This is a genomic window from Suipraeoptans intestinalis (assembly GCF_009696485.1).
GTDB lineage: Bacteria > Bacillota > Clostridia > Lachnospirales > Lachnospiraceae > Suipraeoptans > Suipraeoptans intestinalis.
Genome location: NZ_VULY01000018.1, coordinates 1,968,403 through 1,993,888, shown reverse-complemented (window position 1 = coordinate 1,993,888; position 25,486 = coordinate 1,968,403). Strand labels below are relative to the sequence as shown.

Sequence of the window (25,486 nt, the reverse complement as noted above, 5' to 3'; positions counted from 1 at the left end):
CAAATTTTCTTTACTCAATATTTATGTTATTATACCATTTTTCAGCCCAGTTTTACAGACCTAACTCGTTTCTCTTTACCTGTGATAGTCGCTTTTCTTGTTTCTGTAACTGCTCTATACAGGTTTTAACTTTTTCTGCTTGTCCTACTTCTTCTCGTATCTTTAATATTTGATTGTAAAGGCTCTTTTTCTCTTTCTTCAATGCTGTTACTTCTGATTTCCATTTAGATATATTCACGGTCTTACTTTCTCCTAAATGTTCTTTCAAATATTTCTTTGCACTCTTAAATAAAATAATTTCTGCTGTATGTTCGTTATAAAAATCTTCCTGTTTGCTTTTCTTTAACTTGGTATAAACTTTGTAGATGTCTTTATGTTTCAAATATTTCTCGGCTTGGTCTATAAGCTCTACTTTGTCATTGGTTTTCTTTTCGGTATCTTTGATAGCTCTTGTAGTCTTGTAGTTCTTATCTCTTAATACTGATATACTTTCTTTCAGTTCGGATATTGATGTAATATTTTTCTCTTTAAGAAATTGATAGCTTTCAATATATTTTTCTAAATCTATGTTACTGTTATCCGCATTTTCTTTTACGAGATGATAGAGTATATCTGTTAAATCATTTTGTTTTGATAGGGTGGTGGATTCTAAAGATATATCCTCTTGGTTCTCTGTTAGAGTATCTTTGTTCTTGTTTGTTGTTAAACTTCTTATCCATCTCATTAAGGCTTTTATTCGGATTGCGATTTCTTTTAATATCTTATTCTGATGTTTGATTTCTCGGTTGATATTTCCTCTGTCGGTGGCTATGCCTTTCTTTTCCATTTGGGTAGCTGATACGCCTAAATGAATGGTCGGTATTTGTTCTATGCCTTGTCTTTCATAGGAGCGATGGTCTACTTTTTCTTGTATGCTGTTTTCTTCAAGATACTTGTTTGTAATGTCTGCCCATGCTTTTCGCCACTCTTCCGCTTTATCTTGATCGTTCCAATCAACTGTATTGATTTTTTTTGTTTTATAGTTCCCGTTTTTGAGTTTTATTTTCTCGCCATTTTCATCAAGGATATATTCCTTTTTTGATTTTGCTCCCCATGTTTTATCTTCGTTTAGCGGTCGCATAGTTAATAGGATATGTGCGTGTGGGTTTCCGTCATCTTTATCGTGTAGGGCAATGTCGGCACACATACCGACATTTACAAAATTTTCTTTTACATATTCTCGTACAAGTTCTATTTGTTTTTCTCGGTCTAATTCTTGGGGTAGGGCAATCTCTATTTCTCTTGCAAGCTGTGAGTTTTTACTATTTTCTATTTTCTCCACGCTATTCCATAATGTTCCCCTGTCCGAAAACTCCTGTGGTGCGTTTTGTGGTAATAGGATTTCTGTATGGGCTATTCCGCCTTTTCTTGTAAAGTCATGGACTATGCCGTCATATTCATTTTTTATCTTTTCGCCACTTCGATAGGCGGAAGCTGCTACCGCACTTTTGCCTTTTCCTCTTGAGATAATCTTTATGCAAAGATGGTATATCGCCATAGCTAAAAACCTCCTCTCTTTTTCTTATATGGATATGGTGGCGATAGATAAGACTTCCAAAAGAAATCGGATAGCTTTTATCCGATTTCTTTTGGGAAGTACACAAGGGGTAGGAAATTTATTTCCGTAGGGGAGTGTAGCTCCCCTGTATCAGCGTTAGCTGATATGCCCTCTGCTAAGAGCCTTCGGAGAACGCACGCACCTGTTAAGGTGTATATGTGCGCCCTTGTAAACAAGGGACTATTCCTCTATGTCCATTTCTTCCTTTTGGTTTTCTGTATTTTTATATGCTCTTTCTTCTCGCTTTTCTATGATTTTTAGGATTTTTTGATTGATTGCTTCTTTGATATTTGGAAATGTGATGAGCTGATAAAATTCATCTTTGGTAAAGTCTTTGCTTTCGGTAAAGATACTTTCAAAGACTGCTCCTTTTTCATAAAGCCGTCTATCTCTCTTTTTTCGTTCTTCCTGTTTCTGCTGACTGATGAGTTTTTTTCTTTTGTTTTGTAACTTCTTTATTTCTTCTTCTGCCATTAAAATTTTTTCATCTATATTTTTCATTTTCTCTTTTCCTCTCTTTCTAATTTTGAGCAACAAAAAAACAGTAAACCAATTTGATTTACTGTTTTGTAAGTTGCTATATTATTGTTTTTATTTAATTGTTTTACTTCGACAAACGGAGATTTGTCATTTCCATGGACGATTTTTACCAAGCCATCCTTTCTCTTGCCAATATGTCTTATCTCTCTCATTCAATCCCTTTTTTTGAATAATTCTCATAATATTGAATAAAATCCTTGTTTTTATTGAAGGTCTTACCTTTGTATAGTTATTTTTTATTTTATTCGAAAGAGTTGTTGTTTGGCGGTCAACTTTTGATTTTATCTTCTCGTCAACTCTCTTCCAATCTGTTTCCCAAACTGCAATACCTAATTTATAAGTTTTAGCACATCCCCAAAAGAATGTGCTATCTGCCATATCTTTATTAGCTTTTTTCGTTCCTGCCCCAGCAGCTGTTGAAACACAGACAGCTTGTTTTGAAAACATACTTTCACTTGGTCGGTGAACCATCCATCTATAACCATAATGGTCAAGAAATGCTTTCATTGAACCTGTAACATGATATACATATACAGGGCTTGCAAGAATAATTATATCCGACTCGTCTATGGCATTTGTTAAAGGTTGCAACTGTTCGAAATGTGGACACATGACCTCTCCTTTGGTAAAGCAATTCCCACACCCAATACAAAAACAATTGAAATCCTTCGGTAAAAAAAATTCCGATACTTCTCCTCCCAATTTATCTGCAAGTATTCTTGAAACATTATATGTTGAACCTTTATGACTTTGACCATGTATAATAATAATTTTCATATAATCACCCTTACAACTTCTAATTTTTCTCTCTGAATAATTAACAACATTTTACCATTTTCAAGCCATTTTTTCCATATCAACTTTCTGTGGCACTTGACAGTTGCCTATAAAGTTAAAGTAAACATCAACTTGTTGTTTTCTATCTTTGCCTTTTCTTCCTCCTGTTGCTTCATGGATTACTACTTTTTCTATATACTCATTTATCATTGCTACTGTCAGTTCTTCAATGTCGGTATATTTCTCTATCATTTTTAGGAATTTATCGCTGTCAACTTTTCTCTGATGATAGCTTTCTATTTCATCTTCAAAATACTGTATTTGCTTTTCTAAATCTTGTTGCTCCGTGTCATAGATATTAAATAATCTATCAAAGTGTTTTGCGGGAATTTTTCCAAGTGCATGGTTTTCATATAGTTTTGTAATTAGGGTTGTTAGTTCTTCATTCCTTGAGGACAGTTTTTCTAATTTCTCTTTATATCCTTGATATTTTTCTTCTCGTTTTTCATCGGATAACTTGTTCATCACTTTTAGAAATTCTTGCTTTTCTTCTTTTGCAAAATCTGTGATTTCTTTGATTGATTTTAGGAGAATTTCATTCACTGTTTTTACCTTGATGTAGTGCATACTGCAAGAGCCTTTTCTGTGTCTGTAATGTTGGCATACAAAGCAATAATCACAATCATATTTCTTTTCTTTATGTTCTGCCGGCTCTCTGTAACTTAACTTTCCTCCACAATCTGAACAGATTAAAAGTCCTGTAAATGGGTGGGATGTTGTCCCGTACTTCGGACTTCTTCTTACTGTCTTTCTTAACCTTTGGGCGTTATTCCATGTTTCTTCATCTATGATAGCTTCATGGGTATTTTTGAATATAATGAGTTCATCTTCTTTCGCCTTTCTTCGTTTCTTGGTCTTATAATCAAGGCATATTGTTTTACCAAGTACAGTATGTCCCATATATTCTTGCTTTTCTAAGATATAGCTTACTGTGGTTGGTGTCCAAAAATACGGGTCTTCTATTCCTCTTTTCTTGGAACTGTGGTTATTTTCAGGATAGTGTATTTCTGCATAGGCTGATGGGATAAGGATTTTATCTTTGGTTAGTATATCTGCTATCTGTGTTACTCCATATCCCTCTATTACAAGCCTATAAATGCGTTTTACGACCTTTGAACTCTCTTTATCGACAAGTAGTTCCTGTTTGTTCTTAGGGTTTCTGTAATAGCCGTATGGAACGCTTGGTGATACTCTTTTGCCCTCTTCCATTCTTGCTCTGAAGATAGACTGTATTTTTCTTGATGTATCTCTTGCATACCATTCGTTCATGATATTTAGAAATGGGGTAAAGTCGCTTTCTGCTTGTTTCTCGCTATCTATTCCGTTATTGATGGCGATAAATCTTACTCCCTTTTCTTTGAAAAGTATTTCGGTGTAAAAGCCTACTTTGAGGTAATCTCTGCCAAACCTACTCATATCTTTTACTATCACAGTAGATACTTTGTTTTCTTCTACTGCTTTTATCATCTTTTGAAATCCCTCTCTATCAAAGGTTGTTCCGCTTACTCCATCATCAGTATAGTGATAGATATTTACAAAACCGTTTCTTTTCGCATAGCTTTCAAGTAGCTGTTTTTGATTGGTGATGGAATTACTTTCTCCTTGCATTTCATCATCTCTGCTTAAACGCTCATAAAGGGCTGTTTGTCCTGTTCTTTTCGTATTTGACATGAGAATTACCTCCTTTCCAAGTTTTTATTATTTTCTCTGTCCTTATAAGGTTAATCCTTTAGGATCGGTTACACAATATGACGAGTGCATCTGCATAAGATTCGGTTTTACATAAAATCTCGTTTTCCCACTTCCTGATCCACCGATGACAAGAACATTCTTATTTCTTGCATACTTAGGATTAGCCGGTCTGCCATTCATAGTTAATCGTTCTGTTTGCGTAAGCAGGATATTATTTTGAAACTTTCCATCCATATATGGCTCTATATCTTTTTTCGTTCCCCAGAGAGCGTTTTGTCAAGTACCTTTTTTGATTTATTGACGCTTTTATTTTGAAAAAATAAATAAGAAAAAACAGCAAACCTTTGTGATTTACTGTTTCTAAAATTGTTCTATTCAATTAGACAAACTGGAATCTGTCGCTTTTCCAGTCCAAGAAATCGCAGTGTTTTTTATCATTGAGTCCGGTACTCAGACAAGAATATACCCTCTGAATCCGCGCACAGAATAGTAGGAATCCGCGCCGTTGTGAAAAGTGAACACGGTATCATAGCGGCGTTCGCAGAACAGCGCGCCGCCCTTACTGCGGATATCATCTGGTGTAGCGATCCAACTTGACGTTTTCAGATCAAATGAGTCGAGACTTTGCAGTCGACGATAGAGTTCCTCCGTCATCATCGAAACGCCAATCTCTTTCGCTTTCCGTTCGGCGCTGCCTGGCGGTGGGTTTTTAGTGCGCCCATGCAATGCCTTTTCGTCATAGCACAGGCTTCTGCGCCCGACGGGCGATTCCTTTGCGCAGTCGCAGAAAATGAGTTTTCCCGTCTTTACGTCATAACCCATGGTGTCCGGCTCACCGCCGCTTTCCTCCATCTTTTGCAAAACCGCGATGGCAGCGGGAGCCTCACGCAGCCTATGCTCCACCTCGGACCATTCCAGACCCGGATGAAGATTCCTGTGTTCTAAAAACCTCGTTTTCAGTATTTCCAACATCATGCTCACCTCTATAAATCCCGATTTGCCGACATCTATTTAGTTATTACGGCTATACAGCAAGGCATCTTGCCTTCGACAACGGTATAATCAACATCTAAGTAACCATTTCGTTCAAAGAATTTTCTATACGAGTTCATATCAAATTGACGTTTGAAATCTGCACCGAATAATTCAAATACCTTTGCTGCAACTAGGCTGTTCTTTTTCTCCCGATTGATATATGTGGGAATAATGATTTTCCCGCCGCTTTTAACAACTCTTTCAAGCTCCTTCAGAGCCTTATCGGGTTCCTGCAATAAATGAATCACGTTTCCGGCGACCACTTTGTCAAAAGATTCATCCTCGTACTCCAGGCTCATTAGATTCGCCTGTTCTATAGATATGTTATGAAAGCCTTTTAAGTTCTTTCTGGCCTGACGCAGCATTCCATTGGCGTAATCCGTTGCTGTAAGCCGGTTGCATTTTGTGGCGATATGCTTACTTATCGCACCGGTTCCACATGCACATTCGAGAACCACATCTGTACATTCGATATAAGACGCCACCATCTTTCCTGTATTGTTATATACGTCTTTGTTATAAACAGTTTCTACGAAATCGTAGATGAACGACACCTTGTCCCAAAACATTTTCATTTCCTTTCCAGATTCAAATTTGTTTCACTTAATATCTTAAATATTATATCATATTTTTACTAAGTTTTACAGCCCTAACTCTTGCTTCTTGACCTGTGTTAATCCTCTCTTTTCTTGCAGTAATTTATCTATACAGCTTCTAACATTTTCAGCTTGTTCAACTTCTTTTCGCATATCTAAGATTTGAGAATATAGGGTATCTTTTTCTTTCTTCAAAGTGGCAACTTCTGATTTCCATTTGCTGATAGCTAAGTTCTTGCTTTCTCCTAAATGTTCTTTCAGATATTTTTTCGCACTCTCAAATAAAATAATCTCTGCTGTATGTTCATTGTAGAAAGTATCTTGTTTGTTTTTCTTTAGCTTGGTATAGGCTGTATAGGTATCTTTATGTTTCAAATATTTTTCGGCATGGTCGATAAGTTGTACTCTATCATCTATTTTCTTTTCGGTATCTTTTATAGCTCTTGTAGTCTTGTAGTTCCTATCTCTTAAAGTAACTATGTTTTCTTTCAGTTCAGATAAGGAAATGATATTTTTCTCTTTTAAGAATTGATAGCTTTCAATGTATTGTTCTAAATCTGTATTATGGTTATTTGCATTTTTACGGATAAGATTTTCAAAAACGGATAGCAAATTTTCTTTGGATGGGAGAGGGGATTTGATATTATCAGTTTCTGCTTTTTCTTCTTTTCCAATTCCTCTTATCCAATTTAGTAAGGCTTTTATTCGTCTTGAGATTTCTCTTAAAATCATGTTTTGGTGTCTGATTTCTCGGTTGATGTTTCCTCTGTCGGTGGTTATGCCTTTCTTTTCCATTTGACTTGCCGATACGCCTAAATGAATAGTCGGTATTTGTTCTATGCCTTGTCTTTGATAAGAACGGTGATCTACTTTTTCCTGTATACTATTTTTTTCAAGATATTTGTTTGTAATATCTGCCCATGCTTTTCGCCAATGTTCTGCTTTGTCTTGTTCGTTCCAATCCACTGTATTTATTTTCCTTGTTTTGTAATTGCCATTTTTAAGTTTTACTTTTTCTCCGTTTTCATCAAGGATATATTCTTTTTTTGATTTCGCTCCCCATGTTTTATCTTCATTTAACGGTCGCATGGTAAGTAGGATATGTGCGTGCGGGTTTCCGTCATTTTTATCGTGTAATGCAATATCGGCACACATACCGACTTTTACAAAATTTTCTTTTACATACTCTCTTACAATACTTATCTGTTTTTCTCTATTTAATTCTTTTGGTAAGGCGATTTCTATTTCTCTTGCAAGCTGTGAGTTTTTACTTTTTTCGATTTTCTCTACACTATTCCATAATGCTCTTCTGTCTGAAAATTCCTGTGGTGCATTTTGTGGCAATAGAATTTCTGTATGGGCTACTCCGCCTTTTCTTGTAAAGTCGTGGACTATTCCGTCATACTCATTTTTTATCATTTCGCCACTACGATAGGCGGAAGCTGCTACTGCACTTTTGCCTTTTCCTCTTGAAATAATCTTTATACTAAGATGATATATCGCCATAAGTAAAAACCTCCTCTCTTTTTCTGATATGGATATGGTGGCGATGATAAAGACTTACTAAAAAAATCGGATAGCTTTTATCCGATTTCTTTTGGGAAGTACACAAGGGGTAGGAAATTTATTTCCGTAGGGGAGTGTAGCTCCCCTGTATCAGCGTTAGCTGATATGCCCTCTGCAAGAGCCTTCGGAGAACGCACACACCCTTTAGGGTGTATAAGTGCGCCCTTGTAAACAAGGGACTATTCCTCTGTTTCCATTTCTTCCTCTTGATTTTCTGTCTTTGGATTTTCTCTTTCTTCTCGCCTTTCTATGATTTTTAAGATTTTTTGATTGACTGCTTCTTTAATATTCGGAAATGTAATTAGCTGATAAAATTCATCTTTAGTAAAGTCCTTGCTTTCGGTAAATATACTTTCAAAAACTGCTCCTTTTTCATAAAGCCGTCTATCTCTCTTTTTTCGTGCTTCCTCTTTCTGCTGACTGATGAGTTTTTTTCTTTTGTTTTGTAACTGCTTGATTTCTTCTTCTGCCATTAAAATTTTTTCTTCTATGTTTTTCATTTTCTGTTTTCCTCTCTTTCTAATTTTGAACAAAGAAAAAACAGTAAACCGCTTTTGATTTACTGCTCTCATTTTGTCTATTCTTTCCGTTCCGATTTCACTACCTTTAACAGCTTATCTTGAAATGTATCCTTACTGTTTGGGTCAAAATATATCTCTGTTACAAAAGTTTTTCCTCTAATCTTTTTTATCATGATATTGTTAGGTTTTTGGGGTATGGTCTGTTCTTTTACTGTCTGTATTTCATCGTTCTGTACTTCTTGTTTTTCAGTCATTCAATCCTCCTTTTACTTGCACAAAAAAAGATTTCCTGTGATTTAGGAAACCTCTTTTCGTATTGATTGATATTTGATTTTAGGTTGTTGCTTGCAGCTTCTTTCTTGCTCTGTATTCTCGTGCTTTTATCCGTTCGTACTCTCTAAACTTTTCAAGATTTTTAGCTCGGTATTCTTTGGAATATGCCCTGTGATATGCTCTTGATTTTTCTTTCTTGGCTTCTTCGATTTCTTCTCTCATCTGTATCATTTCCTGTTCTGTCGGCTCTATTTCTTTTGTGAGTTCATTTTCAAATTTTCCGATATAGTTGAAATACACTTCGATTCGCTGAACGGCATATTTTGCTCTTTTGGCATCTCGTTCATGCACAACGATTTTACTAATAAACTCGTTGATAGCGGTAGGGGTAAGCTCTTCAAAGTCTGAATAGCTTTCTGCCAGTTTTATAAAGTTCTTTGCTCTTTGGTTGGCATTTTCAAATTCAGATAAGCGTTCCTCTATTTCTTCCTGTTCCGCTTTCAAAGTGTAATATTCTTCTGCATACTTCCTTGATAGTAATTCATAGCGTTTAGGCTCAATATTTCCCAGTGCATTGTCCTCATACAGCTTATTCATCACTCTTTCTATCTGTTCCATTCTGTCTGTGATTTGAGGGATACGCTTTTGCTGTTTCTTGATTTCTTCTGTCTGCTCTTTAGCAAGACTACTTTTTACCAGTGCTTCAAATTCTTCTTTATTTGCCAATGAATAATGTGCTATCTTTCGCAAAACCTCTGTGAGATTTTCCATCACATCATCAACATCAATGCGATGTGGAGAATGGCATTTAGGGTGCTTAGCTTTTCCTTTGGCATATTCACTGCAATAGGTTACATGCTGTACTTTATTGTTCTTGTGTATGGTGCGTATGTGCATTTTTGTACCACAATCTTTACAGTACATCAGTCCCGATAATGGGTGGATTTCTCCATCTCCGTTCGGTCTTTTTACAGGTGCATTTTTTAATATCCTCTGTACATTTTCATAGGTACTTCTATCTATAATTGGCTCATGCACATTTTCTATTATCTGCCACTTATCTTTATCTACATAGTGGTTTCTTTTATCCCTGTAATGCTTTTCGGTCTTGAAGTTGACTACATCGCCACAATACTCCTGCCTTTTCAGTATGTGTGTTAGGGTTGCCTTGTTCCAGTTATAGCGGTTTTCTTCATTCAGCTTTTTGTTTTTCACTGTTCCTCTGTCTTGCTGTTTCATATAAAAGGTTGGGGTTAGTATTTCTTTTTCTTTCAAGTAAACGGCTATCTGATTGCGGTTTTTCCCCTCCATAAAGAGTGTAAAAATGAGTTTTACAACTTCGGCAGCTTCTTTATCGACGATCCAATAATCTTTGTTGTTCGGGTCTTTGATATAGCCGTATGGGGCTTCTGTTGCAACAGGCTTTCCGCTTGCTCCTTTGGTCTTAATGCCTGTTGTTACTTTCTTGCTGATGTCCCTTGCATACCATTCGGACATAATATTGATAAAGGGGGCAAATTCCAATGTATTTTGGTCTTTGCTGTCGATACCGTTGTTGATGGCAATAAAGCGTACATTGTTTCTTCTAAATATCTCCATAGCGTTTCCTACTTGAAGATAATCTCGTCCCCATCTTGTCATATCTTTCATAATGACAATGCCGATTTTATCGCTTTCTACATCGTTTATCATCTGTGTATAGGCACTTCTATCAAAGAACCTACCGCTTTCATCATCATCGATATAGTGTCGAATATTCATCAGCTTGTGCTGTCTTGCATATCGCTCTAAAAATGCCTTTTGGTTTACGATACTGTTGCTTTCGCCACCGTCCCTGTCCTCATCACCAACTGAAAGGCGGGAGTATAGCGCAGTGATTTTGGTTGCATATTCCATCATGGCGTTATCCTCCTTTTTTGTGTCTATATAGCACTCCTGTTCAGTTAATATTATGCAACCCATCTTGCTGAGCCATACTCTTTCCCCTGTCTAAACTTTTTAACATTTTTCCCTTTGGTATATACGATAATTTTGATTAAAACAGCTACTACCACGCCCATTATAATATCCGTAGGATGAAGGCTTGGAAGAAAGCTCATCGTATTAATCTCTAATATCCCTTGAAAAATTTTGTCAATAATATCGCCACCTATATAGGCTCTTACATGATGTGAAAAGATATTACCTATATAGAAAAATGCAAGATAGGGAATGTTTTGCTTTAGAAACTTTACCTTATCTTGCACCTTAAATAAGCCTTTGATGTCCTTTAATATTTTATCTATCATAGGCTCTGCTCCTTTTGTTTATTCTTGATTTTATCTTTGGAAACAGAGTTTTTAGCCATCTCCTTAAACTTCTCAATATTCTTATGAATGGACTCCTTCCTTTCCGTTTTCTTTTCTGATTCTGAAAGGGCATGCTTAAATGCTTTGTCCATAACCTTCATATCTTTAGCTTGAAAGAATACTGAGTATTTCCCTCTTTCCTTATCTTTCATGACTGAAAACTTTACCCCATACCGATTAAGTTCCTTTTTGAGTTCCTTAAGTTCTGCTTCTTCAACTGGAATTTCTTCAAGCTGCCCCTTTTTAACCATATCTTTTAGCTTTACTTCATTTCCGTTAGTATTAACCAGCTTTTCAAGTCCTCCAAGTTTTTCTGCTTCTTTCATCAATTTCTTTAACAAGTTCAGAATTAGCTTTCCTGTTACTTTAGCAGCTCTAACTTCCATATTCAGTGTTTTTCTTGCTATTTCTTCATTGATCAACTTCTCTCACCTCCATTCAGCAGTCTGTCCTTATTCCGATTCAGTTTGTCCTTTTGAATAACCTTTCTAAAATCTTCTCCTACAACCATAACAGGAATACACATCTCTATGATTCTTGAGTAGATTCTTTGATACTCTACGCTATCCTTACAATTTTGGATTGTGTCGTAGGAAAGGTTAGTAGTGAAGATAGTCGGTTTCTGTTTTAAGTACCTGTTATTCACGATGTTATATACTTGCTCTTTAGCATAGCTTGTATCTCTTTCTATTCCTAAGTCATCCAAGATAAGAACGGAAGTATTTACAAGGGATTCAATATATGCGTTCTTGTCAAAATCAAATCCTCCCTTTTGCAGTTCATTGATAATCTGTGCAAAATTTCTTATTTTAACGCCTATTTGATACTGTTCAATAAGGCTATTTGCAATGGAGCAGGCAAGATAGGTCTTTCCGCTACCTACTGAGCCATAAAAAAGAAGTCCGATATTTTCTTTTTTCATTTCCTCATAGTCTTTTACAAAGTTCTTTGCAATGATAAGGCTTTGATTTTCTTCTCCCTGATAATTTTCAAATGTGTATGACCACTGAATAATCGAGTTAAAGCAGCTACTCTTTAATCGTTCAATCTCCATCTGCTTTTGTCTTTCTTTTTCTCTTTCCTCTCTATCTCTATCGCATTTGCAAGAAATCTTAAATATCATCTTGTTATCAAAGAACTCCATCACTTTTCCGTCTTTTCTTTCATGGCAAACTTTACAAAATGCGTGTCCATCCTTGATATATTCTTTTTCAGGATCGTAAGAATACTCTACATCTTCTATCATTACTTTTTCTAATTCTTTCATCATAGGTGTTCTCCTTTATCATATTCTTCCCATGTCGGGATATTTGATGTTTTCACTTCTTTTCCTCTCCCCTGATCTTTATAAAACCAAGAAAGGATTGTCGCTTTATGGTCTTTATAGGTCTTTCCGGTGCTTTTGATATATGCAGATAATCTCTCAATGTAATTATCAAGCTGTGAGTTCATTATGATTTGTAAATCGGATATATCTTCTGCCGTTAAAAATACATTTTGAAATGTTCCAAGCCCGTTTTCACCAAAACTATATTCTCTCTTACTATACTTACTCTTATTATTCTCTATATAGTTAGAGTCAAGATTTTGAACTTCCTGAAGTTCATTTTCTTTACTTCTGAGGTTAAAATCTTTTACTTCTGAAGTTAAGTTTTTTGACTTCTGAAAGTCATTTTCTTTTACCGCTAATATGCTCATAAAGTCTTTAACATATATGACATTCGGCTTACCAAGCCCAAGCCTTACTCTTTCAATCAGTCCGATTCCTTTCTTCATATCGAGTTCATCTAATGTTTTTATAGCTGTCGGCTTTGAGATATTTCTTCTTCTCATAATTTCTTCAACAGTAAAATAGATAAATACCCTGCCATCTTTGTCTATCCAGTTATTCTTAAAAGACATTCCTGTCCGTTTAAGAAGCATTGAATAAAGGATAATCGCTTCAGCGGATAATCCCTTAAATTCTTCTCCGTCTACCAATATCTCCGGTACTTTTAGAAAGTTAAATCTTTCCGCTTCTCTGTTATAGAAATAGTCAAAGTCCATCGCTTCACCTCCTTTCCTTAAAATTTTGCAAAGAAAAAGACGATAGTTTTTTTCTCTATCGTCTTTGGTAACCATTTTTATGAAATTTTTCAAATTGATTTTATTACTTCGTTTATACCTTTAAGAAAGGCTATAACGGTTGCTCCGACCATGGGTATTCCATATGGACTTAACAAAAATCCTAATACCAACGCCTCAATTCCAAGTGATATATCTTTTTGTATAAATGATCCTATTGCAGCAACGATACACATCAGCATCAAGAAATATAGAATAGTTGTTCCTATGCCGAGCAGGAATGTCAGAAATGCAGTGAGGATACTTAACAGCAATCTAATTGGAAATAAGATTATTTTTAATATCCATCTCATAAATACCCTCCATTTCTATTAAATCATCTTAAAATGCCTTAACGCATCCATGATAGCTTCCTCTTTTTCCGGTGTGCATTGTGGAATAACCTGTTTCTCTTTTTTTGATTTATTATAATGCTCCCTCAGTGCAATTCCACATTTCTTTTTAATCTGTGCAATATAGAGTGTCGAAACCTTTAAATCAAACTTTTCCAATATATATTTCTTGATTTGTGCATAAGTCGCTTTACTTTCAGCACTTGTCAAATCAAGTTCATCCAGCTCTACTTCAACACTTATATGCTTATCGACATTAAGTTTGGACAATAATGCCACCGTCTCGACATGCACCGTTCCGGGAAATAAATCCACCCCGGCCATCTTCTCCACCTGATATCCTCTGCCTTGCAGCATCTCCAGGTCTCTGGCCAGGCTGGTCGGTTTGCAGGCAATGTAGACAATCTTTTCCACACCAAAACTGATGATCTTTTCCAAAGCCTTGGGGTGTACCCCGTCCCTGGGCGGGTCCAGTACGATCAGATCCGGCAGCTCCGGCAGGTCTTCTATCACCTTCAGTACATCTCCTGCCCAGAAGGTACAGTTCTTCAGTCCGTTTGACCGGGCGTTTTCGCCGGCAGCAGCTACAGCCTCCTCCACGATCTCCACGCCCACCACCTGTTTTGCCACCTCTGCTAGCATCTGGGCTATGGTTCCCGTTCCACTGTACAGATCAAAGATCACCTTATCCTTCGTTTCTCCAATATATTCCCTCACCTTTTCATAGAGCACCTCTGCTCCCAGAGAGTTCGTCTGAAAAAAGGAAAAGGGGGTGATCTGAAACTTCAATCCCAAAAGTTCTTCATAAAAATAGGCTCTTCCGTACAGAGTGTCTGTGCCTTCATCTATGACAGCGTCTGCCAGACTGTCATTTTTTGTGTGCAGGATCCCAACAATGGTTCCTGACAGTTCCAGTTCAAGCAACCTGTCCACCCACTTTTTTAAAAGAGGCTCCGTCAAAAGAGGCGAAGAGGCTGTTACCAGGTCCACCAGGATCTCTTTCGTCTTTTCTCCCCTCCGGATCAGAAGATGACGCCAGATTCCTTCATGCCGCATTCTGTGATAATAAGGAAGTCCCGTTTCTTCTGCAAAAGACAGCGTTTCTTTTAAGATCCTGCGGAAATCCTCATCAACGATCCTGCAATCCTCCACACAGACAATGTCGTGAAAACTGCCTTTTTTGTGCATTCCCAACGTCAAAGGTCCGTCCTTGTACGCATCCCCGAAAGAAAATTCCATCTTGTTTCGGTAGCCGTCCTCTTTGGGGCTGGGAGAAATGCCTTCCCACACGTACTCCCTGTTTACCGCCTGATCCATCATTTTCCTGAGCTGTCTCTCTTTCAAGTGTAGCTGCTCCTGATAAGGAAGGTTTTGATAGGCGCATCCTCCACACTGTCCAAAGTGGGGACACCTTGGGCTGATCTCCTCCGGCGCAGGCTCCAGCACCTCCAGGATCCGTCCTTTGGCGCTGTCCTTCTTTACTTTATTCAGGGCAACCCGTACCTTCTGTCCGGCAATTCCCCCTTTCACTTCTACCTGCTTTCCATCTATGATCAGTTTCCCTTTGTTTGGAAATTCAACGGTTTCCACGATTCCTTCTACGACTGTTCCCTTCTTCATCTATTGCTCCTTCAAATACATTTCCTTATTCTTCCCGGCCTTCCCGCTATTTTTCACAAAATGCCTTGAGAATTGTTCCATCCTGACGGACTTCTATCCCTTCTACGCTTTTCACATATTGATTCAGCTGTGCATAACCATAGTCATTGATCTTAAACTCTCTGTACTTCTCATAGATCTTATTTCCCAGCGTACTCAGCTCCAGACCGTTTTTCCCCGTTTTTTTCACCAGGTAGGTCACATAAGCGTCAATATTTTCCTTCAGGTACAGATTTTCCTTCAGCGCCACCGACACAACATTTCTGTCCTTGATCAGTTGCACTCTGGTAAACTCTTCCAGAAACTTGGACAGCATATTATAGCCATAGCTTCGGACGTCGAAATCCGGATACAGGCTTACCAGACGGTTTCCGATCTCTCCCAGACTGGTCGCTCTGTTACTGTCCTGATTTTCAATGATCATCTTGATAATCGCATCTTCTATCTGCTCCTTGCTCAGGATGCTGGGCGTCTTCTCTGATTTGGCCTGCCCCGGATCTGCCTCACTCAGCAGGTTTTCCAGGATGGTAAACTTGTCACAGGCTTTCCGGAAAGGCTCCGGCGTCTTGTTTTCTCCCATTCCGATCACTTTTTTCCCGCTTTCACGGATCCTGCTCACCAGTCTGGTAAAATCACTGTCGCTGGATACGATGCAGAAGCCGTCCACGTCATTAGTGTATAAAATGTCCATTGCATCAATGATCATGGCAGAGTCTGTCGCATTCTTTCCCTGCGTATAGCTGAACTGCTGGATCGGCGTAATGGAGTTTGTCAAAAGCTCCTCCTTCCAGCTGGAATGCTGTGTATTCGTCCAGTCTCCATAAATTCTTTTGTAAGTGATAATTCCATATTTTGACAGCTCCGTCAAAATATGCTTGATGTATTTTGCAGAAACATTATCTGCATCGATCAAAAGTGCATAGCACTGTTCTTCTTTCATAAATTCTCCTCTTTCTTTCCGGTATGCCACCTGAAAAAAACAGGCAGAATGCCCTACCCAAACGGCCTCCACCTGTTTTTGTCTCCATTCACATTTCGTCCTATGAGCGAAACCTAGTATTCCTTATCATCCTTCTGCAGGAACATACAGCCTGCCGATACGCCCCGTTCACTGCCGGAAAACATATCTCTGCCTCCTTGGAATCTGCCATACAACAGATCCTCACATCCGACTGTCTATTCCGGCGTCTCCTCGTTGAAGAAGTCGTCATCAAAATCATCTTCAAACTCTTCATCGAAATCTTCCAGATAATCCGGCAGGAAGAAACGGTACACTGCGTAAGCGATCGCAGCTACAGCCGCTACGGCTCCCACGATAGCCAGCACCCAAAGAATCGTCCTGCCATGTCTTCCCTCATCCTCTTTTTTATTGACCAGTTCGCCCAAACGTGTTGCCGCTAAAAGTTCTTCCATCTTATTCATACCCTTCTTTCCTTTCCGCTCGCGCTTATCCTCTTGTACCTACAGTATACATGAACAGGTTTCTTTTGACAACTATAACATACCTCTGAACCCTTTTCCAATGATTTCACTGCTGTTAGTGATCATCATAAAAGCGTGAGGATCCTGCTGCCGTACAAAATTCCGAAGCTTTACCGCCTGCCTGCGTCCCACCACCGTCATGATCACCATCTTCTCCTTGTGAGAGTAAGCTCCCTCGGCCCTATAGAGCGTGGCGCTGTGGTTCAGCTCCTCGTGGATGAAGCTGCAGATGGGCTTGGGATCCGTAGAAATAATAGTAAAATACTTGCAAAGATTCAGACTCTCTATCACGGTATCGATAAACAACGCCTTCACGATATATCCCACCAGAGAAAACATTCCTACCGTTGTTCCATAGATCACAAAGGACAATACGACCACGAAAAAGTCTGTGACCATCAGCGCCTTTCCGATATGGATGTTCGTATACTTTTTCAGCATCAGTGCGATGATATCCGTTCCTCCTGTTGAGGCGGACAGATTGAAGATCGCGCCGGAGCAGGCCGCCGCCAGAAGCACCGCCAGCACCAGCTCCAAAATCGGCTGGTCAGAAATGGTTCCATGTACCGGGATCAGATACTGGACTGCCCCCAGTCCCGTTGCAAACAGCACCGAAACATAGACGGAGCGGATTCCAAATTCCTTCCCCAGTACCTTAAATCCAATCACAAACAAGACGGCGTTCATGATAAATGCGTAGGTATTGGGAGATCCTCCCAACACTCCGCTTAACAAAACTGCCACCCCGATCACTCCGCCAAAAGTGAAGTGATTGGGGAACAAAATCAGATAATCTGTCAGGATCAGCACGATCGTAACAATGGTCAGCATCCCGTATTCCTTCAGGTTCTCACGCATCTTTAATGTATCCATGACTCTCCTTTTAGCTTTTCGGGCTTCTTAGATCGCTCTTGTATAGACTTTTAACCACTCTTTTTCTTCTTCTGTCAAATGTACTTCCAGACTGTCATATACCTTTTTGTGGTAATCATTTAAAAGTTTCTTTTCTTCTTCTGTCATCATGGCCGGGTCGATGGCATCCAGATCCATCGGGATCAGGGTGATCGCTTCAAAGTACATAAACTGCCCGTATTCATTTTTGGTGCCGCTGCAAACCAGCAGTTCATTTTCCAGACGCACTCCGTGGGAACCCTCGATGTAAATGCCGGGCTCATCCGTGATGACCATGCCTTCCTCAAATGCATGGGACTCACCCGGACGATACTGCCAGCGGAATCCGGTAGGACCTTCATGGATATTCAGCAGATAGCCAACTCCATGTCCCGTTCCATGATTAAAATTCAGATCTCTGTCCCAGAAAGGCTTTCTTGCCAGAATGTCCAGATTCATACCAATGGTTCCTTTTAGGAACTTCGCATTGGCAAGCTGAAGATTGCTGATGGCCACCAGCGTAAAATGCTCTTTCATTTCCTGCGGGATCTCTCCCAGCGCAAAGGTTCTTGTTACGTCCGTGGATCCTTCGTAGAACCCTGCCCCGGTATCGCTCAGATACAGGTTTCCTTCCTTCAATTCCACGTTCGTCTCTTCTGAAGATGTATAATGCACGATCGCCGCATGTTCTCCGAAGGAAGAGATGGGCTCGAAGCTCGGACGGATAAAGTTGCCCATTTCTGCCCGGTACGCATCCAGCTTTTCTGTTGCGCTGATCTCCGTGATCACAGTTTTCCCTATATTTTCTTTCAGCCATTTCATGAACCGCACATGGGCGATGCTGTCCTTGATCTGTGCCTTCCGGATATTTTCGATCTCCACCCGGTTCTTCATGGCCTTAAACAGAATCTCCGGATTTCTTTCATCCACTTCCTGCACGCCTTCCGGAATGTTGCTGTACAATGCATAATTCAGTTTGCCGGAATCGATCAAAGCCGTATCGGATGCCCCCAGCTTCTTTACATCCTCATAGATATCGTTGTACGGGTGGATGCTGACCTGATCCTGCGCCAGAAGGGCCTTCATCTCCTCACTCAGCTTTCTTTCATCCACATACAGCTTAACTTCCTCCATGGTGATGATGGCGTATGTCAGCACCATCGGGAAAAAGTCGATATCATTTCCTCGAATGTTCAGCGTCCAGCAGATATCGTCCAGGGTCGTCAGGATATGCACATTGGCATGGCACCGCTTCATCTCCTCACGGATCCGGATCAGTTTATCTTTCGTGGACTCTCCCGCATATTTCAATTCCAGAGAAAACGCCGGTTCTTCCGACATGGCCGGACGATCTGTCCAGATTCCGTCGATCAGATCTTCCTGATAGAACACTCGTCCGCCTTTGGCCTTTGCGACAGCTTCGTAGGCTTTGCCTTCTCCCATGGATACCACACGTCCGTCAAATCCCAGCACGCCTCCTTCCGGCAGCGCCTCTGCCAGATACTCTGTGATCGTAGGAACTCCCGGCTCTCCCATTTTCATCAGTTCTACCGTAGTCCCCTCCAGCTGGCGTCCCGCCTGCAGGAAATATCTTCCGTCCGTCCATAATTTCCCCTCCGTCCGGGTAATGACTGCCGTCCCGGCCGATCCTGAAAACCCCGTAATAAATTTTCTTGCCTTAAAATATTCTCCTACATACTCGCTCTGATGAAAGTCCGCCGTTGGGACCACATATGCGTCTACCCCTTTTTCTTCCATCACTTTTCTTAACTGTTCAATTCTTTCTTTGACCTTCATGTCATACCTCCTTGACTGAACTATTGATCTCGCTATCTCTCATTATAAGAACCCAAATCAGGGATGTCAACACCGCTCCTCTGCCAAAATTCCAGGTATTTTTTCTACCTGTTTTCTGTGTCTTTCTTATGTCTTTTCCGCTCTTTTTCCGGATTTTTAAGTTGCTCCTTCTTTTCGTGCCCTCCGGATGGGGGCGCCATCGTTTCCCTACACTTTCTCCAGTCTGGCAAATGCTGCAAACATCTTTTTTGTCCCTGCCACATCAAAATCCACCGTCACTTCATAATCTCTGCCGCCTTTTACCATCTGCATCACCGTTCCTTCTCCAAACTTTCCGTGTTTTACCCGGTCTCCCACCTGGTAATCAAGAGCTTTCGCTCCGGCATCTCCAAAGTTTCTGCTGGCTTTTGAAGCTGTAAAGGGATTTTTCTGCAGTTCCCGGTATCTAAAGTTTCGGTCTGCAAAGGCTGTCTGCCCAAACCCGCCTTTCCCGGCAGACCCATTGCCTTTTCCATAGCCTTCCTTTAACCCCATCAGCTCTCTGGGAATTTCCTGAAGAAACCGGGACATTTTGTTAAACTGAAATTCTCCCCGGATCATCCGCTTTCTGGCACAGGTCAGGGTCAGAGTCTTCCTCGCCCGTGTGATTCCCACATAGCACAATCTTCTTTCCTCCTCCAACTCCTCCTCGTCCCCTTCGGTGATGGTCATATAGCTGGGAAAAAGTCCATCCTCCATCCCTGCCAGGTAAACATGCGGAAATTCCAGTCCTTTTGCGCTGTGCAGCGTCATCAAAACCACATAGTCTCTTTCCTCTTCCCCCTCCTCTACATCTGCCACCAGTGCGACTTCCTCCAGAAATCCGCTTAGCGTCGCCGGCTCATTTCTGCTTTCACAGTCCTCTTCATAAAGCACAATCTTGCTGATAAATTCCTGAATATTTTCAATTCGGCTGTCCGCCTCTTCCCCTTCTTCCTCTTTCAGCCGCTCCAGGTATTCGGTTTGTTTTAAAATATCCTCCGTCAGCTCTCTTATGCTCTTTTCATTCGCCTCTGCTTTAAAAAACTCTATCAGCGCCGCAAAGGATTCCACCTTCGTCAGGCCCCTTCCTATCCCCGGAACCCAGTCTGCCACCCGAATCGCTTCGTAAAATCCGATCCCTCTTTCTTCCGCATAACCCTGGATCCGGTTGACAGTGGTCAGTCCGATCCCCCGTTTCGGCACATTGATGATCCTTCGCACCGCCAGATCATCCTGTCCATTGTCAATGGTTTTCAGATAACTCAGGATGTCTTTGATCTCTCTTCTTGCATAAAAATTTACTCCGCCTACGATCTTGTAAGGAATGCTCTCTGCCACAAACCGTTCCTCCAGGGTTCTGGACTGGGCATTGGTTCTGTAAAGGACGGCATAATCCCTGTAAGCGTCCTGCTGTTCTCTCCGGCTTTTTTCAATGTCTGCCGCAATAAACTCCGCTTCATCAAAGCCGGACTCAAACTGCTTCAGACAGATCTTGTTCCCTTCTTCATTTTCTGTCCAGAGAGTTTTTTCCTTTCGGCCTCTGTTGTTACGGATCACGGAGTTGGCTGCATCCAGGATCGTTTTGGTGGAACGATAATTCTGTTCCAGCTTGATCACACAGGCATCCTGAAACACCATCTCAAAATCCAGGATATTTTTAATATTTGCACCCCTGAATTTATAAATGGACTGATCATCGTCCCCCACCACGCACAGGTTGCGATGCTCTTTTGCCAGCAGCCGGATCATTTCAAACTGCACGGTATTGGTATCCTGGTACTCGTCCACCATGATGTACCGAAACCGATTTTGATAATATTGCAGGACTTCCGGATCCTGCAGAAGCAGATCCACCGTCTTGCCCAGCAGATCGTCAAAATCCAGGGCGTTGTTCAGCTTCATCTGCTTTTCGTACTCCACATAGGCTCTTGCAATCCCCTGCCTGCCATAGTCTCCCGCCGTCTGCTGCCGGTACTCCTGTGCGGAGATCCTCTCATTTTTCGCCTTGGAAATCGCCGAAAGGATCGCCCTTTCCTTAAATACCTTCGGATCCAGGGCCAGCTTCTTGCATACATCCTTCATCAGGGTCTTCTGGTCATCCGTATCATAAATCGTGAAATTTGATCCATACCCCAATTTTTCAATGTGTCTTCTCAGAATCCGGACACATGCCGAGTGAAAGGTGCTGACCCAGATGCTTTCTGAACCATATCCCACCAGATCGTCCACTCTTTCCCGCATTTCTCCCGCCGCTTTATTGGTAAAGGTGATTGCCAGGATGTTCCAGGGATTGATGTTTTTCTCTTCGATCAGGTAGGCGATCCGGTGCGTCAGAACTCTTGTTTTGCCTGACCCGGCTCCCGCCAAAATAAGGAGTGGTCCTTCCGTATGAAAAACCGCCTCCTTTTGTTTGTTATTCAAAGTATCGTATATGCTCACAGCTTTCTTCCTTTCCTGCTCTTTTATCTGTTTTCTCATTATAGCACAGAAGTCCCACTTCACAAAGCCTCTGATTTTTGCCGGAAATATCTTGTCATCCAGTATTGAAAACTATATACTAGATTGTAGTAACAACTTACCGTTTTGCAAGACACAGAGGATGGTTCACATGAAAATAGACACAAAAGAAATGCTGGAACAGGCGCTTTTTCACCTGTCCCGGATCGAGTATATGAAATCGGAAGACGTTCCTGACATAGATCTCTACATGGATCAGGTAACTACATTCATGGACGAACAGCTTTCTTCCAACAAGCGGCATGAAGAGGATAAGATCCTGACCAAGACCATGATCAATAACTACACTAAAAACAATCTTCTGCCGCCGCCCTCCAGCAAAAAATACTCCAAGGAGCATATGATCCTTCTTACGTTCATCTATTATTTTAAAAATATTCTTTCCCTGAAGGACATTGAAACCCTGTTGTCTCCGGTTTCCAAAAAGTTGTTCGGGAAGAAAAAAGAAGTATCCATCGCCTCTCTTTATGATGAGGTCCGGAAGCTGGAACAGTCCAAGATCAATACCTTTGAAAAAAACATCCTGGCCTCCTTCGAAGAATCCTCGGCTTTATTTTCCGATGCGTCTTTGGAATACCGGGAATATCTTCGGCTGTTTTCTCTCATCTGCAGCCTGAGTTTTGATATCTATGCAAAAAAACTGCTGGTGGAAAAGCTGATCGATCAACTCCCTTCCCCGGAAAAAGAAAAGAAAAAAAAGCGTTAGGTTGTGCGATCAGCTTTACAGCCTGCGTAGACGCAAAAAAGATGCTCCTGCCAGACGGGTTTTCCCCTCCTTCAGGAACATCTTTTTAGTTTCTCTGACCACCGTCTCCCAACGGCCTGTCTTTTCTAAATCCATTCTCTTCCCGGGGATCCACTCTTTTCCCGGCTTGCTTCCCCCGGAAAATCAGATTTCCTTATCCGGCTCTCTATTCAAACGGGATCACGGCTCCATCGTATTTTTCTTCGATGAATTTCTTGATCTCATCGGATTTTAACACCTCTACCAATGCCTTGATTCCCTTCTGCTCTTCATTTCCCTTCTTCACTGCAATGATATTTACATAAGTTTTTGCTGCCTCTGAATCGGATTTCTCGTAAGCCAGAGCATCTTTTCCCACAGAGTAGCCTGCCTCCAGTGCGTAGTTTCCGTTCAATACGACATAAGCCGCCTCATCTACCACACGTGCCACCTGCGCTGCTTCCAGTTCCACGATCTCCACATTGTGCGGATTCTCTTCAATGTCGTTGACCGTCGCCTCCAGCCCTGCATCCTTCTTTAATGTGATGATTCCATTATCCTGAAGCAGCAGCAGCGCCCTTGCCTCATTGGTGGTATCATTCGGCACTGCAATCTTGTCTCCCTCTGCGATCTCATCCAGACTCTTCTTGGTTCCCGGATAGATTCCAAACGGTTCATAGTGAATCTCTCCTGCCACTACCAGATGCGTTCCCTTTTCTTCATTGAAGCTTTCCAGGTATGGTGTGTGCTGGAAGTAGTTTGCATCAAAGTCTCCGCTTTCTACCACTTCATTCGGCTGTACATAATCATCAAACACCTTGATATCCAGCTCATATCCCTTTTCCTTCAAAAGAGGCTTTGCTTCCTCCAGGATCTCTGCGTGCGGCGTTGCGGAAGCTGCCACTTTCACTACCTTGGAATCTTCTCCCTCTTTTTTACTGTCCCCGCCTTTTGCTCCGCATCCTGCCAAAAGACCTGCCAGCAACACTCCCGTCAATCCTACTGCCACTAATTTTTTCATAATCGTTTCCTCCTTCAATGCTGCAGTTTCCTGCCTATTTTTCTGTCCGTCTGTTTTTCGGACGGTAAAAAATCTTTTCTGTTTCTCTCCTTTGTTTCTCCGCCGATCACAGATTCTTCTGCATATCTGCGGGAAAAAGAGCGGTTCTCTTATGTGAAATTTACTTTCTCTTATCCAGTTTGGAAGCCAGAAGCATTCCCACCGACTGGAACAGCTGCACCAATACCACCAGAAGCACTACCGTCACCACCATGATATCCATTTGATATCTATAATATCCATAACGGATGGCAATGTCTCCCAGACCGCCGCCGCCGATCACTCCCGACATGGCCGAATAGCCCAGGATGGTGCCTATCGCAATCGTTGCGCCTGTAATCAGTGAGGTTCTTGCCTCCACCAGGAGCACCTTGCAGATGATCCGCATATTTCCGGCTCCCATAGCCCTCGCTGCCTCTATCACGCCTGCATCCACTTCCTTGATGGAAGATTCCACCATACGTCCGATAAACGGAACCGCCGCCACCACAAGAGGGATAACCGTTGCGGTGGAGCCATAGCTCTGTCCTATGATCAGCCTGGTAAATGGGATCAAAAGGATCAGAAGAATCAGAAACGGAATACTTCTTACCACATTTGCGATCACATCCAACGTCTTATAAAGGAATCTGTTGGGGGCCAGCCCGTCCTTGTCCGACACTGCCAGCATCACTCCCATAGGAAGGCCAAATACGTATCCGGCTATGGTAGACAGCAGAGTCATGTACAAAGTCTCTCCCACCCCGCGAATGATCATTGAAGTCACTTCATTAGTCCACATATCCATCTGCCTCCTCTATCTCCAATCCTCTCTGGATCAGGTATTCCTTCATCTCCCGGATCCTGGTGCCTCCTTCCGGAAATCCCAGGATCATCTCTCCCTTTGCCGTTCCGCCTACATTCTTGGTGTCTGCCTTTAAAATATTGACCGGCTGTTGAAATTCCAGGATCATATTGGCAATGACCGGCTCGAATGCAGAATTCTCCGAAAAGACGATCCGGATCTTCTGGCTGCCTCGGATTTCATCGTAAATCGGCTTTTGCTTTTTCTCATCACTTCCACTGTCCTTGCGGATCAGCTCCTTTGACACCGGCGATTTAGGGTGAGTGAAAATGTCCGTCACCAGTCCCTGCTCCACGACTTCCCCGTCGCTCATGATGGCTACGTGGCTGCAGATCTTGCGGACCACCGACATCTGATGGGTAATGATGACAATGGTGATTCCAAAGTTTTTATTGATCTCTTTCAAAAGATCCAGAATGGATGCCGTCGTCTGGGGATCCAGCGCGCTGGTGGCCTCATCACAAAGCAGGATCCTGGGATCGGATGCCAGCGCCCTGGCGATCGCCACCCTTTGCTTCTGCCCGCCGGACAATTGAGCCGGATATGCATTGGCTCTGTCCTTTAGTCCCACTACATCCAACAGCTCTTCTGCCCGCTCTCTGGCCTCCTTTTTACTTTTTCCCTGAATATACAGCGGAAAGCAGACGTTTTCCACTACGGTCTTTTGCATCAGCAGATTGAAATGCTGAAAGATCATCCCGATCTGCTCCCTCTGTTTGCGAAGCTCCTTTTCTGAATAATCCCCCAGGGACTTCCCCCGGATCAGCACCCGTCCTTCGCTTGGGACCTCCAGGAAATTCATACAGCGTACCAGCGTACTCTTTCCCGCCCCCGACATTCCGATGATCCCGTATATATCTCCGGTCTCCACCGACAGATTCACCTGCTTTAGGGCGTGGATCCTTCCGTCCTTGGTATTATATGTTTTGCTTACATTTTCAATTACAATTTCCGACATGTCTTTTCCTCTCTGCAAAAAAGAATTTCACTTGCAAGTTCCCCTTCCTTTGCGTTCAACTTTCGTTGACTT

The 25,486-nt window shown here is 41.4% G+C and carries 24 protein-coding genes and 2 pseudogenes; 1 reads left to right on the top strand and 25 read right to left on the bottom strand.

What is annotated here, in order from left to right; all coding sequences use genetic code 11:
* Positions 1-52: 52 nt before the first annotated feature.
* The 22 genes and pseudogenes from mobQ (FYJ34_RS09945) to pcrA form a co-directional block, all read right to left on the bottom strand.
* Positions 53-1,537, bottom strand: coding sequence for a MobQ family relaxase (gene mobQ / locus FYJ34_RS09945; RefSeq protein ID WP_154478301.1), 1,485 nt, complete (start codon positions 1,535-1,537; stop codon positions 53-55).
* A 240-nt stretch (positions 1,538-1,777) separates the two neighbouring features.
* Positions 1,778-2,098 (bottom strand): DUF3847 domain-containing protein, encoded by a 321-nt coding sequence (locus FYJ34_RS09940; RefSeq protein WP_154478299.1) that lies wholly within the window; start codon positions 2,096-2,098, stop codon positions 1,778-1,780.
* A 126-nt stretch (positions 2,099-2,224) separates the two neighbouring features.
* The gene (locus tag FYJ34_RS09935; RefSeq protein ID WP_154478297.1) at positions 2,225-2,914 is read right to left on the bottom strand and encodes a flavodoxin family protein; all 690 of its coding nucleotides are present in this window, start codon (positions 2,912-2,914) and stop codon (positions 2,225-2,227) included.
* Positions 2,915-2,974: 60 nt separating this feature from the next.
* The gene (locus tag FYJ34_RS09930) at positions 2,975-4,645 is read right to left on the bottom strand and encodes a recombinase family protein (protein WP_154478295.1); all 1,671 of its coding nucleotides are present in this window, start codon (positions 4,643-4,645) and stop codon (positions 2,975-2,977) included.
* A 54-nt stretch (positions 4,646-4,699) separates the two neighbouring features.
* Positions 4,700-4,939: pseudogene (locus FYJ34_RS09925) on the bottom strand (type IV secretory system conjugative DNA transfer family protein); the annotation flags it as partial.
* Positions 4,940-5,116: 177 nt separating this feature from the next.
* Positions 5,117-5,641 carry a DUF4256 domain-containing protein gene (locus FYJ34_RS09920; protein ID WP_330582581.1) on the bottom strand — a complete coding sequence of 175 codons (525 nt, stop codon included), beginning with the start codon at positions 5,639-5,641 and terminating at the stop codon, positions 5,117-5,119.
* Positions 5,642-5,673: 32 nt separating this feature from the next.
* A complete protein-coding gene (locus tag FYJ34_RS09915; protein ID WP_154478293.1) occupies positions 5,674-6,270 on the bottom strand; it encodes a class I SAM-dependent methyltransferase in 597 nt (198 codons plus the stop codon).
* Between the two features lie 72 nt (positions 6,271-6,342).
* The gene (gene mobQ, locus FYJ34_RS09910) at positions 6,343-7,803 is read right to left on the bottom strand and encodes a MobQ family relaxase (RefSeq protein WP_154478291.1); all 1,461 of its coding nucleotides are present in this window, start codon (positions 7,801-7,803) and stop codon (positions 6,343-6,345) included.
* Positions 7,804-8,042: 239 nt separating this feature from the next.
* On the bottom strand, positions 8,043-8,363 hold the full coding sequence (locus tag FYJ34_RS09905; RefSeq protein WP_154478289.1) for a DUF3847 domain-containing protein: 321 nt from the start codon (positions 8,361-8,363) through the stop codon (positions 8,043-8,045).
* 77 nt (positions 8,364-8,440) lie between these two features.
* Positions 8,441-8,638 carry a transposon-encoded TnpW family protein gene (locus tag FYJ34_RS13215; RefSeq protein WP_008800881.1) on the bottom strand — a complete coding sequence of 66 codons (198 nt, stop codon included), beginning with the start codon at positions 8,636-8,638 and terminating at the stop codon, positions 8,441-8,443.
* A gap of 79 nt (positions 8,639-8,717) precedes the next feature.
* Entirely contained in the window at positions 8,718-10,556 is a 1,839-nt protein-coding gene (locus tag FYJ34_RS09895) for a recombinase family protein (RefSeq protein WP_154478287.1), read from the bottom strand.
* Between the two features lie 59 nt (positions 10,557-10,615).
* Positions 10,616-10,945, bottom strand: a pseudogene (locus FYJ34_RS09890) (VirD4-like conjugal transfer protein, CD1115 family); the annotation flags it as partial.
* On the bottom strand, positions 10,942-11,427 hold the full coding sequence (locus FYJ34_RS09885; RefSeq protein WP_012678216.1) for a PcfB family protein: 486 nt from the start codon (positions 11,425-11,427) through the stop codon (positions 10,942-10,944). The gene FYJ34_RS09885 and the pseudogene FYJ34_RS09890, both read right to left, overlap by 4 nt.
* On the bottom strand, positions 11,424-12,275 hold the full coding sequence (locus FYJ34_RS09880) for an ATP-binding protein (protein ID WP_018365309.1): 852 nt from the start codon (positions 12,273-12,275) through the stop codon (positions 11,424-11,426). The genes FYJ34_RS09885 and FYJ34_RS09880 overlap by 4 nt, the downstream gene beginning before the upstream one ends.
* Positions 12,272-13,051, bottom strand: coding sequence for a replication initiator protein A (locus tag FYJ34_RS09875; protein ID WP_018365310.1), 780 nt, complete (start codon positions 13,049-13,051; stop codon positions 12,272-12,274). The genes FYJ34_RS09880 and FYJ34_RS09875 overlap by 4 nt, the downstream gene beginning before the upstream one ends.
* Positions 13,052-13,140: 89 nt before the next feature.
* Positions 13,141-13,422, bottom strand: a complete 282-nt coding sequence (locus FYJ34_RS09870) for a CD1845 family protein (protein WP_004804245.1) — start codon at positions 13,420-13,422, stop codon at positions 13,141-13,143.
* Between the two features lie 18 nt (positions 13,423-13,440).
* Positions 13,441-15,081, bottom strand: a complete 1,641-nt coding sequence (gene rlmD, locus FYJ34_RS09865; protein ID WP_154478285.1) for a 23S rRNA (uracil(1939)-C(5))-methyltransferase RlmD — start codon at positions 15,079-15,081, stop codon at positions 13,441-13,443.
* 46 nt (positions 15,082-15,127) lie between these two features.
* Positions 15,128-16,060, bottom strand: a complete 933-nt coding sequence (locus tag FYJ34_RS09860; protein WP_154478283.1) for an NYN domain-containing protein — start codon at positions 16,058-16,060, stop codon at positions 15,128-15,130.
* A 236-nt stretch (positions 16,061-16,296) separates the two neighbouring features.
* Entirely contained in the window at positions 16,297-16,542 is a 246-nt protein-coding gene (locus FYJ34_RS09855; protein WP_154478281.1) for a DUF4366 domain-containing protein, read from the bottom strand.
* A 72-nt stretch (positions 16,543-16,614) separates the two neighbouring features.
* Positions 16,615-17,475, bottom strand: a complete 861-nt coding sequence (locus tag FYJ34_RS09850) for a YitT family protein (protein WP_235899435.1) — start codon at positions 17,473-17,475, stop codon at positions 16,615-16,617.
* Between the two features lie 27 nt (positions 17,476-17,502).
* Positions 17,503-19,290 carry an aminopeptidase P family N-terminal domain-containing protein gene (locus FYJ34_RS09845; protein ID WP_154478279.1) on the bottom strand — a complete coding sequence of 596 codons (1,788 nt, stop codon included), beginning with the start codon at positions 19,288-19,290 and terminating at the stop codon, positions 17,503-17,505.
* Positions 19,291-19,497: 207 nt separating this feature from the next.
* The gene (gene pcrA / locus FYJ34_RS09840; RefSeq protein WP_330582580.1) at positions 19,498-21,750 is read right to left on the bottom strand and encodes a DNA helicase PcrA; all 2,253 of its coding nucleotides are present in this window, start codon (positions 21,748-21,750) and stop codon (positions 19,498-19,500) included.
* A gap of 169 nt (positions 21,751-21,919) precedes the next feature.
* Here pcrA and FYJ34_RS09835 point away from each other — a divergent pair, with 169 nt between their 5' ends.
* On the top strand, positions 21,920-22,534 hold the full coding sequence (locus FYJ34_RS09835) for a DUF1836 domain-containing protein (protein WP_154478275.1): 615 nt from the start codon (positions 21,920-21,922) through the stop codon (positions 22,532-22,534).
* 205 nt (positions 22,535-22,739) lie between these two features.
* Here the strand turns inward: FYJ34_RS09835 and FYJ34_RS09830 are convergent, their stop codons facing one another.
* From FYJ34_RS09830 to FYJ34_RS09820, 3 genes are all read right to left on the bottom strand, one after another.
* Positions 22,740-23,573: a MetQ/NlpA family ABC transporter substrate-binding protein gene (locus tag FYJ34_RS09830; protein WP_154478273.1), complete on the bottom strand. Its 834-nt coding sequence runs from the start codon at positions 23,571-23,573 to the stop codon at positions 22,740-22,742.
* A 160-nt stretch (positions 23,574-23,733) separates the two neighbouring features.
* Positions 23,734-24,393, bottom strand: a complete 660-nt coding sequence (locus FYJ34_RS09825) for a methionine ABC transporter permease (RefSeq protein WP_154478271.1) — start codon at positions 24,391-24,393, stop codon at positions 23,734-23,736.
* On the bottom strand, positions 24,383-25,414 hold the full coding sequence (locus tag FYJ34_RS09820; RefSeq protein WP_154478270.1) for a methionine ABC transporter ATP-binding protein: 1,032 nt from the start codon (positions 25,412-25,414) through the stop codon (positions 24,383-24,385). The genes FYJ34_RS09825 and FYJ34_RS09820 overlap by 11 nt, the downstream gene beginning before the upstream one ends.
* Between the last annotated feature and the right edge of the window lie 72 nt (positions 25,415-25,486).